The organism is Isobaculum melis, from assembly GCF_900111355.1.
In the GTDB taxonomy this organism is placed as follows: Bacteria; Bacillota; Bacilli; order Lactobacillales; family Carnobacteriaceae; genus Isobaculum; species Isobaculum melis.
Genome location: NZ_FOHA01000021.1, coordinates 24,938 through 38,457 on the forward strand (window position 1 = coordinate 24,938; position 13,520 = coordinate 38,457).

The window sequence follows — 13,520 nt, forward strand, 5'->3', positions numbered from 1 at the left end:
TAGGGTAATCTTAGTATAAAAAGGAGCACTCTTATTACAAGGTGCTCCTTTAATTCTAATACTATTTGACGATTGAAAGTTGCTGAAAGCTATTTTCTAAGACAAATGTGTATCAGGAATAGGGGAAGTGAGTAGATGGCTATTTTAACAGAAGAAACTGTTAGAAGGATGATGAAAACAACTGAAATGCAGAAAAATAAAGTGTGTGAAGTAAAAAAAGGCACGATTATTACCCCTTCTGCACGAGGTTTCTTATCCGATCATCAAATTAAACTACATGAAATTCCTGAATGTGAGATAAGTGGTAAGCTAGCTCCTGAAAAAGAAGCGAAACAAACCGAAAATCAAACATCACAAGCAGTGAAAATGCCCTTTTTATATAAAACATTAGATGGTGGACAATTTATTGAAAAGCCAATTTATATGCGTATCTTAAAAGAAAATATCATTGTGCCATTGGATCATCCTCAAATGAAATTGCGTAGTCAATTTGACGCAGTACATGGAGAGGTGTTAAAGGTTCAATTACTGGCAAGTGAAGCAGGATTTACAGGTTTAATAGAAGAACTGGAATTAATTGCTAACAGTAGCCAAACCATGGGATTTAATGACGTCAATTTACTCAGTAGATTAACCAATCAAAAAGAAGATGAACAGGTTACATTCCAGATTCAGTATCAGATGGGACCGATTGTAATTGCTCTCAATCAATTAAGATTGATGATTGAGCAGACTAGTTTACTGGCCTATGAAAGTTTAAAAACAGCTGATGGGACAGTCAAAGAATGCGAGTTACTTGAAGGTCTTGATTATTTGGCTCATTTTTGTTTAAAATTAATGAATCAAGTGAACAAAGGAAAATATAAGAAAAGCTAGGAGGCTAAGGATGAATCCAGAAGATTTAAATTGCTTAATTGAAGAAGTCGTTAAGCGTGTTGAAAATCAAAATGGGATTGAAGTAGAAGCTAGTGGACGTCATATTCATCTTGATAGAGCAACGATTGATGCGCTATTTGGTAAAGGATATGAATTACGCGTTGCAAAATATTTATCCCAACCAGGTCAATTTGCTAGTAAAGAACGTGTAACATTAGTTGGCTCAAAAGGTGTCTTGCATAATGTGATTGTTTTAGGACCAGAAAGAAGTCAATCACAAGCTGAAATTTCAGCAACAGATGCTTTAGCAATTGGTGTGAAGGCACCAGTTCGTGAAAGTGGAGATATTGCTGGCACACCAGGAATTTTAGTGATGAATGGTGGGAAATCAGTTCAATTATCTGAAGGCTTAATTGTCGCAAAAAGACACATTCATATGACAGTTGAAGATGCAGCGAAAGCAAATGTAAAACAAGGTGAAATTGTTCAAGTAAAAGTGAATGCAGGAAGACCGCTAATTTTTGATGATGTGGTGATTCGTGTAAGTCCTAATTTTGCTACAGTGATGCATATTGATTATGATGAAGCAAATGCTTGTGGCTGGAGTAAAGGAACCCGTGCTCAAATTATGAAGAAGAGTTCAGCATTATGAGCCAAATAGATGAGCTTGTTCAAAAAGTGATGGAAGCTGTCTTAGTCCGATTATCAAATGAAGCACAGCTTAAACTAAAACTAATTGGAACTAGTGATTCTAACGTTCTTTCTTTGATTTCAAAACTACCCACAGCGACACTAACTGATTGTACAATTGAAGAAGCAGATGTCTTATTTATGACACAATTATCTGTGGAGCAAATGGGACGTATTGCAAATGGCTGCCCACAAACACCAGAAGAAAATGCGCTATTGAAACATTTTCTAAAAGGAAAAAAAGTCATGGTGTTACAGGAAGGGATTGAATTTTACCATTACCGTCAATCTGCATCCTATGCCTTACGTCAAAAATTTGAAGAATTTGAGCTACAATGGTGTCGTTACGGTGCAGAAGTAGTGAGTAAAAAAGAAGCAACGTGGCAACTTCCAAGAAGTCAAAATCAGCAGACTGCTGAAGTGGTAGGAACTAAAAAAGTTTGGACTGAGGCTAAGCTAAAAGAATTAAACTTAGCGACAGGTGCACACTTTAAGCTTGAAAAAAATGCATTATTAACAGCTTTAGCAAAAGACTATTTACAAGAAAAAAATATTCACTGGACCTAGGACATGACTGAAAACTAGTCAAGTGGAGTGAAAAGAGGCCAAGTAGATGATAATTGGAAAAGTTACTGGAAGTCTTTGGGCAACACGAAAAGATGAGAAATTAAATGGATTAAAATTTTTAATTGTTGAAACTGAGCCTGATGAACATCAATCTGTGCCTCAATCACTTGTCGCTGCAGATAATGCTGGAGCAGGTTTTGGTGATGTTGTATTAGTAACAACTGGGGGAGCAGCACGTTTATCGTTAGATAAAGAAGGCGTTCCCGTTGATGCAGTGATTGTAGGTATTGTTGATTCGGTAGAGCGTGAAGGCTAAAATAAGAAATAATAGCACGAGAGTCATTCTACATGCAAATAGGCATTACGAGAGACTCTCGCGATTTTTCTATTAAAAAATAGGAGGGTTTATCCTTGAGTATTAATGAAATTATTATGTATATCATGGTTTTCTTTATGATTTTAGGTGCAATTGATAAATGTATTGGGAATAAGTTTGGTTTAGGAGAACAATTTGAAGAAGGTATCATGTCAATGGGTGCATTAGCACTATCCATGATTGGGATCATTACATTGGCCCCCGTTTTAGCAAATGTACTTAGCCCGGTGGTTGTACCGGTTTATAATGCATTAGGCGCAGATCCAGCTATGTTTGCGACAACCCTGTTAGCAAACGATATGGGTGGTTTTGCCCTAGCGCAGCAATTAGCAGTTGATCCACAAGCTGGATTATTTGCAGGAACAATTCTAGGCGCGATGATGGGACCAACTTTAGTTTTCACCATTCCAGTAGCGTTAGGTATTATTGATAAAAATGACCATAAGTTTTTAGCAACTGGTGTTTTATCAGGCGTAATTACCATTCCAATTGGCAGTTTTGTTGGTGGTTTAGTTGCTGGCTTCCCAGTGACTATGCTGTTAATGAACTTGATTCCAATTGTGATTGTAGCGGCAATTATTATGTTAGGTCTATGGTTTAAACCAGAAGCGATGATTAAAGGCTTTACTGTCTTTGGCAAATTTGTTGTGATGGTAGCCATTTTAGGTTTAGTTGTTGGTGCCATTCAATTATTACTTGGCATCACGGTGATTCCAGGAATTGAACCAATCACAAGCGGTATTGAAGTTGTTGGTGGGATTGCATTAACATTGGCAGGCGCGTTCTGTTTTGTATATGTGATTACCAAAGTCTTCAAAACACCTTTAATGAAATTAGGTAAAGTATTAGGCATGAATGAAATTGCAGCAGCTGGTTTAGTGGCAACTTTAGCAAACAGTATTCCAATGTTCCAAATGATGAAAGATATGGATGACCGTGGTAAAATTATCAATGTCGCTTTTGCTGTCTCAGCAGCCTTTATTTTAGGAGATCATCTAGGCTTTACAGCGGGTGTTGCGAAAGAAATGATTTTCCCAATGATGGTTGGAAAAATTGTTGGTGGGATCACAGCTGTTTTAGTTGCGATGTTTATGGCAAACCGTATGCTAGGCAAAAAAACAACTGAGGAAGTGAAATAAACGATGTCAAATATTGATAAAAGTATGTTGGAACGCATTATTCGTGAAGTGATTACTGAGCAAATGATCAAAGGTCAAATGGATACCAAAACAGTTGATCCAAGTGGCGTGTTATCAATTAAATTACCGCAATTAGATGTTTCAGAAGAAGACCGTTTAGACACTGGCAAACCAGGCGATGTTGTCTATTGTAAGGATTTAGTCACTTTAGAAGAAAGCCCACGTTTAGGCTGTGGCTTAATGGTGATGAAAGATACAACCTTTGATTGGACCCTAGAATATGATGAAGTCGATTATATCATTGAAGGTCAATTAGATGTGCTGATTGATGGACGCAAAATCTCTGCTGGACCAGGAGAAATCCTTTTTATCCCTAAAAGCAGCAGTATCCAATTTTCAGTGACAGGCGATGCACGATTTGTCTATGTGACCTATCCTGCTGATTGGCAATCACAATAAACTAAAAATCCTTTGGGAGATTCAAGATTGAATTTTCCAAGGGATTTTTTTTGACTATTTATTTGATTAAAGCTGATTGTTTGATTGACTCGTTAACTACTGTAAGAACGACGATAGTCCTTTGGTGTTACACCATACTCCTTTTTAAACATGCGAGAAAAATAGCTCATTTGTGTAAAGCCTAAGCCTTTTGCAATCTGATTAATACTTAAATGAGATTCACAAAGTAGCTGAGAGGCCTGACGCATTTTTTGTTGATTGACATAAGCAATAAAAGTAATCCCTGTCTCCGCTTTAAAAAGCTTACTAAAATAATAAGGACTTAAAAAAACTTTTTGAGCCATTTCATTTAAAGTAATGGTCCGATGAAGGTGTTGTTCAATATAGTCTTTAGCCTCTTTAATTTCTTTTTTTTCATTGAGCTGCGGTACTTCAGCTTGTGTGTGCCTGATTGCATCAATAGGCTCAGCAGCTTGATGATTTTGATAATAGCTACTCAAGATATTTAAGGGGTCGACTGGATCAAAGGTTAAGTCTGCTAAGTGTTGTGTTGAAGCATTTGATTGATTGGTACTGCTTTCATTTATGTTTTCTTTCTTGAAACGATAAGTTGTTTTAGCAATTCTAGCCATTTTTATGAACCCTCCCTTAATTTCAAGCGCTACCTATATTTTACCATAGTTCACTTAAAATAAATATTTGATTTTAGTCAAGAAGTTGAGAAAATGAAGCAATGATTTTAATAAAATTGAACTTTATGATAAAATAGAAGGAGTAGCGAAGAAGGAGTGCATTGAAGATGACAAAGCCTAAAATTTTTGGCATGAGTTTTGCAAGTGTCTACTCACTTTATGTGAAGAAAGCAGAAAAAAAAGGCCGAACGCAATTAGAAGTAGATGAGATTATATTTTGGTTGACGGGTTATGATCAAATGACATTACAACAACAAATAGATCATGCCGTTGATTTTACAACATTCTTTGAAGAGGCACCACAATTAAATCCCAATGTTTCACTCATTAAGGGCGTTATTTGCGGTTATCGCGTTGAGGAAATCGAAGATGAATTAATGCAAAAAATTCGTTACCTAGATAAGCTGATTGATGAATTGGCAAAAGGAAAAGCAATGGAAAAGATATTAAGAAAATAAAGTAGTGAAAGAAGACTTTTTTAGATGGAAAGAATTATTACGCTACAGAAACGGAATAGAAAGGTATGAGAAATGCATGAATAGCCATAGATTTATTGATCAATCTCCCTATTATTTTGATTATCATCATGTGTTAAAAACAAAAGGTGTGTGGTTAGTATGCTCAACTTGTCATCATTTAGCCATCTTACAGGAAAAAGATAAGGCCTTCATTCTTACTTGTCAGACCTGCTTCAAGGTCGAAAAAATCACAAAACATGAGAATAAAATATATGTGTATCAATATACTGGTTTATGTAAGAAGTGTGGAAAATATCTTAGGTATGATATTGAAGCGCATCCCTATCCAATAATTACAAAACCTTGCACAGCTTGTAGAGAAATCAATGTATTAAATTTACAAAAAAATGCACCTATCTCCTATAAGTATCAAAAAGTAAAATTTCTTGAGAATGGACTAGACCCTTTAACTGGAAAACCATTATATTTTTTAGAAACATTCAAAGGAAAAGCTTTTTGGGCACTTAATTTAGAACATTTAAACTATTTAATAGCCTATGTTACAGCAGACCTAAGAGAGCGAGATAAAAGTCATCTTGTTTGGAAAACAGCAGGACATACCCTGCCCAAATTCATGAAATCTTCTAAAAATAGAGAGACTATTTTACATAAATTAAATAAGATGAAGCAAAAGCTGAAATAGATTTTTTTCATACTTAGTATTAAAAAATAATCGCATGATGAAAACGGAGGTTCACAAAATGGTGTGGAATAAGAGCAAGCTTCAAAAACAATACCAATCCAAAAAAAAGCTGAATTTTCTCTTTTTCTGGGGACATCAAAAAGCAAAAGACCATACTATTTCAAAAAGCTGCTTTAGTCAGTGGTGGTCATGTCAATTTAAAGATGAAGCTTATACATATTACAGCGCTGAGCAATATATGATGTCAGAAAAAGCTAAATTATTTAATGATACAACGATTCGTGAGCAGATTATTGACTGTAGGAATCCTAAGCAAATCAAAGCATTAGGGAGACAAATACAGCATTTTGACCAATCAATTTGGGATAAAAATAAATATGACATTGTTGTCCAAGGGAACCTATTGAAATTTAGCCAAAATCCGTCATTGAAAAAATATTTACAGGATACTAAAAATAAAATACTTGTAGAAGCAAGTCCAGTAGATAAAATTTGGGGCATTGGAAGAGCCGAGGAGGATCCTAAATCAATGAATCCATTACTATGGAAAGGTGAAAACTTATTGGGATTTGCCTTGATGGAAGTAAGAGAGTTGCTGAATAAAGAAAAAAATAGTAGCTTATGAAGCAACGATACTGGAATAGTAGAGATCGATTCGATTGGAAATGAATGATTTACTGTATGTTAGTGAAGTATAGGCTTTAAAATATCCAAGAAAATTAGTTGTTTTAATACGGCTCTAATAGATTGCCAGAAAGAAGGTCAAAGATGCTTAGGAAAAAAAAGAGGGTACTGGAAAGTGAATTACATGAATTTGAATGCTCTTTATTAGAAATAAAAGATTTAGCTGATAAATTGGATTATCCAAATTTTTCAAGAATGTTCAATTTAGGCTTAACTATTTTAAAAGAAGATTTATCTGAGCACGACAAAGCAAAACGTGTTGTGGCAGCAACTTGTGTATTTGGCGGTATGGGATCTTGGAATGATTCTCCACCATATAGTGCCCACCAATTAGATATGGAAAAAGAGTTTGAAGAGATTACAAGTACATTTTATGAGAAACGTGAACAATTAATAAAAAGAATGAGTTGAAGATAGGTTAAATGTATCAAGACTCTTGAAAAGAATAGGTAACTAATTTATCGAAATGCATTCGGCTTTCTAACCCAAAGTTTGCAAGAAATGGAGGCGTTTTATATGACAAGTAAAGCTTCTTTGATAAGTGATATGAATGATTCAAAATGGCAAAGAATATTTGATTTTTTAGCTGACACATTTTTAATAGAATATGGACAAGTGAAGTTACTATCAGACAGTAATCATTACCACATTGCATTGGATACGATGGATGAGCATAGACAATATACTGAAGATTACATTTCAGGTCCAATCAAATTGAGTGAAATTGAGTATCTGATGATTCCATTACCGAAAAGTTGCAAAGAGAATGAGTTTTGTGAACAACTTGATTCAATTGGACGATTTAAATATAAAATTGAAGAAAGCAACGTTTATATTTATGGCTATCACGTTATTAAAAAGGTTAATGTTAGAGAGACCTTTTGAGGAAACTAAATTGTCCAAGCTAAATATGGCGATGAAATAAAATAGCTAAAGAAGAAAAATGGAGGCGGTTTTATGTGTAAAGAGCAATATTCTAGCGAGTTTATTAGGCCTATACTGACCGATATAGCATCATTTAAAAAAAGACCATTGATGTTTATGAATAAAAAGGATTTATCACATTTACAAACTTTTTATGCAGGCTATTTAATGGGGAAAAAAGATCATTTCGCATTAGATTTAGAAATAGACTATCATTGGCTAAAATGGAAAATGTTAAGGGAAGAGCAAATTTTTTCGGGAGGAAATCTATCTTCTTATCAAATAATGGCATTTATTTTTGGTGATAATGAGGAAGCTTTTGATCAATATATGAATGCTTTACAACAGTCTCAAGATACAGACACAGAACAAAAACATTTCCCAATAATTTTAGGTTCATTTGTTAGTAAAAAAGAAGAGCTATTCTTAATTATTAGAGATCATTATCAGCATATTTTAGATATTCTTCAGATTGAAAATGGTATACTTTACATCTATCAAGGTGAGTTTATGACACACTTAAAGCAATATAATGAGCTGGGCATCGAAATAAAGATTGATGCAGAAAAAATATTCGCAACAATGGAGATTTTAAAATCTTTGAGTTCAGCTTTTTTTGAATTAAATTTAAAACAAAGAATCATCACGATTGCTGTTGTTCACAATGACATCCATCAATCTATTATTGATTATCAATACCCAGATAAGCCAGACGGTGCAATGAAGATACATAAACAATGGCTTGAATCAAAAAAATTAAATTAAAGAAAAGGAGTGCTGTTTATGAGTGCAGACAAAATAATTGTACCAAATCTATTAGAATGGGAGATACAAGATGAGTATGCAGAATTTTTTCCATATATGTTTGGGGATCATCGACTCGTTGGTGCTGACTTTGCACATGAGATAGCAGAAATTTCACATGAAAACACGACAAAAATTTCAGCGAAAATCCAAGATATGATTGACTGGATTTTTACACATCAATCAAATATTGCTAAAGAAATTATCGCAAAAGACTATATTCATTTAGCTGAAAAATGGGTAACAGAGCTTGGTGAAAAGGTAGAGGGACTGGATAATTGTTATCTCGTTTATGAACGAAAAGAAGCAATACCCATTCAGCTGCCCCTCTCAAAACAAGTATTTTCTAATGCGATAGAATACAGTTCGATTAATTTTATTTTTGATAAAAACAATCAACTTGATACCTGTATCATCTATGTGACATTTAAGCCAGATTATTTTTCTTCTCACGCAATAGAGGTTTGTTTAGATGCTGACTATACAATTACAGTAGGAGGATTATAAAATGTCCATTAGTATACAGCAAGTAAATGGCGTTAATCAGTTAACTGCTAGAGCTCGTTATCAACACTTTATAAGAAGAATTGCAGATTGGGAAGTTGTATGGACAATTAGTAATCAAGATCAAGCTGTTGTGACCCAAACATTTAAAGAAAAATGTATTTTTCTTTGGTCTGATAAAGAATATATATCAGCAGATTTCAGTGGAAAGCCAGTTGAGTTGTCTATATATGATGTAATGGATGACTTACTAAATGAAATGAACCACGATATTCAAGTGATTTGTATGTATAAAAATCCTGAAGATTTTTACAAATGTTCTCAAGAAGCATTTATTACAGAATTAAAAGATGAATGTAAACAGTATGAATAAAATAATCAGTTAGAGAGTCAGTAAATTTTTTTAGAAAAAATAAAAAGTTGGTATCCTATTTATTGCATTTCCATTACCAGAAAGAAGCTGAGTTTGAGTTAGAAAATAACTTGGATACATTGATAGAAAAAAACTACAAATAAAGGGAATTTATTTATAATCTTTATTGAAACAGAAAATCTTTTTACTCAATGAATGTATATTCTTTTTAAAGGTATAGATTCGGCGTTTTTTGTTAAGGATTCAAATAAATGATAAAAAGGATTCATCTAGGTATCCTTTTTATTTCCTGGGAAATCAACAGGTGGATGGCGATTTTATCTATACAGTTTTTAGGTTGATTTTTTTGTGATGTGCCCTCAGATAGTGTATAAAAGTATGATTGGCTGATAGCAAAAAAATAATAGAATATGAGCTTGTAAAAAAAGAACCATCAAAAGATTTGATGGTTCTTTAAATAGGTAAAAAGTCATTATATTTTTACAAATGAAGTGATTTGTGAAATCCTTGCATCTTTTTGATGACTACTAAAGATAAAAATATCAGAAAAATAAATTTTCTCTCCTTTTTTATTGTCATGATAGCATGAGTAGACCCTTATTTTCTAATAAGGGATAAATTTGTTAGTCATTAAATAGTAGGACTGTTTAATAGTATTTAATATACGATTATTATAGCGTATGAACACATATTGATTAAATGATGTGATTAATTAAAATCAGATGAATCAAGTTTATAGATGATAATTTCCCTTAGTGGAGGTATAATGTACATAGTACAATGGGGAAGAATGGAGGAGGCACTACTATGATCACGTTGAAGCAGCAGATTATTGCAGAAAGTAAACGTTTAGGAATTGATAAAATTGGCTTTGCATCTGCTGAACCTTTTTATGAATTAGAAGATTCTTTAAGGGAGCAAAGAGAACGTGGCTTTCATTCTGGTTTTGAGCATCAGGTAATTGAAGAACGCATTTATCCAGAAAAAACCTTTAAACATCCTAAAACCATTATTTCTATTGCTTTAGCCTATCCTACCAAAATAAAGGAGGATATTCCAAAAGATGAGAAGCGTGGTATGTTTGCTAGAGCCTCTTGGGGGATTGATTATCATGAGGTTTTAAAGGATCGATTAACCAAATTGATTGCTTATATTCAATCACTTGCTACTGAAAAAGAAATCAGTAAAGATTGGCGCTTTGCACCACAAGTAGATACTGGAGAATTAGTCGATGTAGCAGTAGCTCAAAGAGCGGGACTTGGCTTTATTGGACGAAATGGTTTATTAATTACAGAGGAATTTGGCTCATTTGTTTATCTGGGAGAAATCATTACAAATATTGATTTTGAAATAGATGAACCTGTGCCTTTTGGTTGTGGTGACTGCACAAGGTGTGTGACGGCCTGTCCAACCAAAGCCTTACTAGGAAATGGTCAGATGAATGCTCAAAGATGTTTATCTTACCAAACCCAAACCAAAGGGATGATGCCAGAAGAATATCGGAAAAAAATCCGTAATGTCATTTATGGCTGTGATATTTGTCAAATGGTTTGTCCTTATAATAAAGGCAAAGATTTCCATTTCCATCAAGAAATGGAGCCTGAAGTTGATACGGTTTATCCCAAATTAAAACCTATGCTGAGTCTCTCAAATAAAGCGTTTAAAGAAGAATTTGGTCATCTTTCAGGGGCTTGGCGAGGGAAGAAGCCCTTACAAAGAAATGCTTTGATTGCTTTGGCAAATGTAGGCGATCGTTCCGCCTTACCAGATATTTTACTATGTGCAAAAGAAGATGTGCGTCCAGTGATTAGAGGAACAGCAGCTTGGGCGATTGGCCGGCTGGGAAGCAGAGAAGCAGATAAATGGCTTGCTGCATTAAATGAATTGTTACAGCAAGAAACAGAAGAAGAAGTGATTGTTGAATTAGAACAAGCAGTCAAACAATTAAGTAAGAAAAAATAAGGGAGAAGCCTATGAAAGTAATTTTAGCATAGGCTTTTTTTGAAATTGAAGAAAAGAAAAAGTATTTTACTTATAAACAATCTTTATTTTTTTACTTTATCGTTCACAAAATGTTTGTTGTAAATAGGCAAAAAATATGGCATCATTCTAATTAGAGATGTTCTGTCTTAATCATGAAACTAAACTATTTTACATTTGTAGACACAGCAAAAATTTGACACTATTGACAGGAGAAATACGATGAAAAGACTATTACTAATAGAAGATGATGAAAATATTTGCCAGTTAATCAGTCATCTCTTTAAAGAAAAATACGATGTGACGGTAAAAAATTCTGGAACAGAAGGCTTATTAGCGATTAGCCAAAATACATATGACTTAGTTTTACTCGACTTGATGCTTCCAGGGATAACGGGTGAAAGTGTGTTACAAACTGTTCGTAAAACCTCTGATGTGCCGATTATTATATTAACAGCGATTGATAATAAAGAAAAAACAGTTGAGCTATTAAGAAATGGCGCAAATGATTATTTAACAAAACCTTTTCATATTGAAGAGTTAGAAGCAAGAATAGAGATTCATTTACTACAAACAAGAGTGAAGGAAGTCCAAACCTTAGTCCATAAAAAGTTAAGTTTAGATACAGAATTACTTGAAGCAACCGTACAAGGAGAACGCTTAACGATTTCCAATAAGGAATTTCAAGTACTGGAATTACTTTTACGTCATCCCAATAAAATCTATTCTAAAGCCAATCTCTATGAAACAATTTGGCAAGATGCTTATATTGGTGGAGAAAATACAATCAATGTACATATCAGCTCACTTAGAAAAAAATTAAAGGAATTAGATCCAGAAGAAGAGTATATTGAAACCATTTGGGGAACCGGAATTCGGTTGTCAAAGGAGGCGTAACAAATGATTTGGACCGGACTATTTGCTGTACTTTTCCTCCTAGTAACAAGTTATCTTATTTTCTTTTTCTTAGATTTACATAAAGTCGTCAAACAATTGACCTATATTTCTGAGCATGAAACCAATGCTGAATTAGTCTCTACCTCAAAAAATTGGTTGGTAAAAAAATTGCTAGATAAAAATAATCTTTTAATCAAAAAAAATAAAGCTTTTTATCAAGAGCAACGTCAAAAAGAAAAGCAAGTTCAAAAAATCTTAACCAATTTAACGCATGATTTAAAAACACCATTAACTGTTTCGTCTGGCTACAATCAATTGCTTTTAAAAGAGATAGAAAGAGAAGACCATCGTCAAATTTTAGAAAAAATTGATACAAGCTTAATGGATATTTCTCATTATTTAAGCTATTTGATGGAATATAATTTAATTCAAGAAAAGGAAATGAAGCTACAGCTAGAAACCTTAAATGTTTCTGAAATCTTACAGGAAAATTTATTTACCTATTATGAAGAGTTTGAAAAGCAACAGATCCGCTTAGATTTAAAGGTTGAAGAGAATCAAATGTTGTTATTGGATTCATCTATCTTACAGCGACTGATTCAAAATATTTTAGGAAATATTTTAAAACATGGACATGAATATGCGGAGATAGCGCTAAAAAAAGATGCAGATTATATTGAAATTACCTTTACTAATGGTTTAATCAAACCAATTGAAGATATTCAAGTCTTTTTTGATCGTTTTTTCACAGAAGATTTATCCAGAACTAATAAAAGTACAGGCTTAGGCTTAAGTATTATTAAAGAACTAGCTGGCTTGTTAAATAGTCAAGTAACCTTAAATACGGAAAAAAATGAATTTCAATTAGTCTTAACATTGAAACAAGCTAGAGAAAATTAATTCTCTAGCTTGTTTTTTTAAAACTCTTTTCGTTTGATGACTTGAGCATTGATAACAATCGAACAAGCAATCAGTCCTAAACTAATCAGTATATAAGGAATTAATGCTTCACCAGCTAGGTCGTTTAAAGCCATATTTTGCGCTAAACTGAAGAAGTCAAAGTATTTTAGTCCAGACCATTTTGTAATTAACGCAATAATTTGAATCAGCATTGGATAAATTGCAATAAAGATAGTGGCTAAGATACTGCTGTTAAAGCTAATTAATAGAATGGTTGCTAAACTTAAGATGACACTAATACAGAATGAGACAGATAATGTCGCAAATACAATATCTTGTGCTAATGCACCCACTTGAATATTATCCATTCCATATTTGAAGAAAGAGAAAACAAAGGTCGAACCAAGATAAAGCATTGTACCAAGTATCACAGTTAACAGTTGCGAGAAATATTTAGATAATACAAATGTGATACGACTCACACCTGCAGTTAA

General features: G+C 33.5%; 19 protein-coding genes. 17 read left to right on the top strand and 2 right to left on the bottom strand.

Going from position 1 to position 13,520, the window contains the following annotated elements; translation table 11 throughout:
* Positions 1-135: 135 nt before the first annotated feature.
* From BMW29_RS12175 to BMW29_RS12200, 6 genes are all read left to right on the top strand, one after another.
* Positions 136-876, top strand: a complete 741-nt coding sequence (locus BMW29_RS12175) for a cobalamin adenosyltransferase (RefSeq protein ID WP_092653747.1) — start codon at positions 136-138, stop codon at positions 874-876.
* 10 nt (positions 877-886) lie between these two features.
* Positions 887-1,528, top strand: a complete 642-nt coding sequence (eutD, locus tag BMW29_RS12180) for an ethanolamine utilization phosphate acetyltransferase EutD (RefSeq protein WP_092653749.1) — start codon at positions 887-889, stop codon at positions 1,526-1,528.
* Positions 1,525-2,133 (top strand): hypothetical protein, encoded by a 609-nt coding sequence (locus BMW29_RS12185; protein ID WP_092653751.1) that lies wholly within the window; start codon positions 1,525-1,527, stop codon positions 2,131-2,133. Before eutD ends, BMW29_RS12185 begins: the two co-directional genes overlap by 4 nt.
* A gap of 46 nt (positions 2,134-2,179) precedes the next feature.
* Entirely contained in the window at positions 2,180-2,449 is a 270-nt protein-coding gene (locus BMW29_RS12190) for a EutN/CcmL family microcompartment protein (protein ID WP_092653753.1), read from the top strand.
* 95 nt (positions 2,450-2,544) lie between these two features.
* Positions 2,545-3,648: an ethanolamine utilization protein EutH gene (eutH, locus tag BMW29_RS12195; RefSeq protein WP_092653755.1), complete on the top strand. Its 1,104-nt coding sequence runs from the start codon at positions 2,545-2,547 to the stop codon at positions 3,646-3,648.
* A gap of 24 nt (positions 3,649-3,672) precedes the next feature.
* On the top strand, positions 3,673-4,107 hold the full coding sequence (locus BMW29_RS12200; RefSeq protein WP_425431607.1) for a cupin domain-containing protein: 435 nt from the start codon (positions 3,673-3,675) through the stop codon (positions 4,105-4,107).
* Positions 4,108-4,199: 92 nt separating this feature from the next.
* Here BMW29_RS12200 and BMW29_RS12205 read toward each other — a convergent pair whose 3' ends face one another.
* Positions 4,200-4,739, bottom strand: a complete 540-nt coding sequence (locus BMW29_RS12205; protein WP_092653759.1) for a helix-turn-helix domain-containing protein — start codon at positions 4,737-4,739, stop codon at positions 4,200-4,202.
* Between the two features lie 167 nt (positions 4,740-4,906).
* On the opposite strand from BMW29_RS12205, the gene BMW29_RS12210 reads away from it, so the two are divergent.
* From BMW29_RS12210 to BMW29_RS12260, 11 genes are all read left to right on the top strand, one after another.
* Positions 4,907-5,257, top strand: coding sequence for a DUF2200 domain-containing protein (locus BMW29_RS12210; protein WP_092653761.1), 351 nt, complete (start codon positions 4,907-4,909; stop codon positions 5,255-5,257).
* A gap of 4 nt (positions 5,258-5,261) precedes the next feature.
* Positions 5,262-5,960: a hypothetical protein gene (locus BMW29_RS12215; RefSeq protein WP_143047367.1), complete on the top strand. Its 699-nt coding sequence runs from the start codon at positions 5,262-5,264 to the stop codon at positions 5,958-5,960.
* A 58-nt stretch (positions 5,961-6,018) separates the two neighbouring features.
* Positions 6,019-6,585 carry a riboflavin biosynthesis intermediates N-glycosidase gene (locus BMW29_RS12220; RefSeq protein ID WP_092653765.1) on the top strand — a complete coding sequence of 189 codons (567 nt, stop codon included), beginning with the start codon at positions 6,019-6,021 and terminating at the stop codon, positions 6,583-6,585.
* 143 nt (positions 6,586-6,728) lie between these two features.
* Positions 6,729-7,055, top strand: a complete 327-nt coding sequence (locus BMW29_RS12225; RefSeq protein WP_092653767.1) for a hypothetical protein — start codon at positions 6,729-6,731, stop codon at positions 7,053-7,055.
* A gap of 105 nt (positions 7,056-7,160) precedes the next feature.
* Positions 7,161-7,529: a DUF6678 family protein gene (locus BMW29_RS12230; RefSeq protein WP_092653769.1), complete on the top strand. Its 369-nt coding sequence runs from the start codon at positions 7,161-7,163 to the stop codon at positions 7,527-7,529.
* A gap of 72 nt (positions 7,530-7,601) precedes the next feature.
* Positions 7,602-8,333, top strand: a complete 732-nt coding sequence (locus BMW29_RS12235; RefSeq protein ID WP_092653771.1) for a hypothetical protein — start codon at positions 7,602-7,604, stop codon at positions 8,331-8,333.
* 18 nt (positions 8,334-8,351) lie between these two features.
* A complete protein-coding gene (locus tag BMW29_RS12240; RefSeq protein WP_092653773.1) occupies positions 8,352-8,879 on the top strand; it encodes a DUF2262 domain-containing protein in 528 nt (175 codons plus the stop codon).
* 1 nt (position 8,880) lies between these two features.
* Positions 8,881-9,249 carry a DUF2750 domain-containing protein gene (locus tag BMW29_RS12245; RefSeq protein ID WP_092653775.1) on the top strand — a complete coding sequence of 123 codons (369 nt, stop codon included), beginning with the start codon at positions 8,881-8,883 and terminating at the stop codon, positions 9,247-9,249.
* 807 nt (positions 9,250-10,056) lie between these two features.
* A complete protein-coding gene (gene queG / locus BMW29_RS12250) occupies positions 10,057-11,211 on the top strand; it encodes a tRNA epoxyqueuosine(34) reductase QueG (RefSeq protein ID WP_177165777.1) in 1,155 nt (384 codons plus the stop codon).
* 240 nt (positions 11,212-11,451) lie between these two features.
* Positions 11,452-12,126, top strand: a complete 675-nt coding sequence (locus BMW29_RS12255; protein WP_092653777.1) for a response regulator transcription factor — start codon at positions 11,452-11,454, stop codon at positions 12,124-12,126.
* A 3-nt stretch (positions 12,127-12,129) separates the two neighbouring features.
* Entirely contained in the window at positions 12,130-13,026 is an 897-nt protein-coding gene (locus BMW29_RS12260; RefSeq protein WP_092653779.1) for a sensor histidine kinase, read from the top strand.
* Between the two features lie 17 nt (positions 13,027-13,043).
* Here the strand turns inward: BMW29_RS12260 and BMW29_RS14030 are convergent.
* Positions 13,044-13,520 (bottom strand): hypothetical protein (locus tag BMW29_RS14030; RefSeq protein WP_218139666.1); only part of this gene is annotated, 477 nt, incomplete at its 5' end.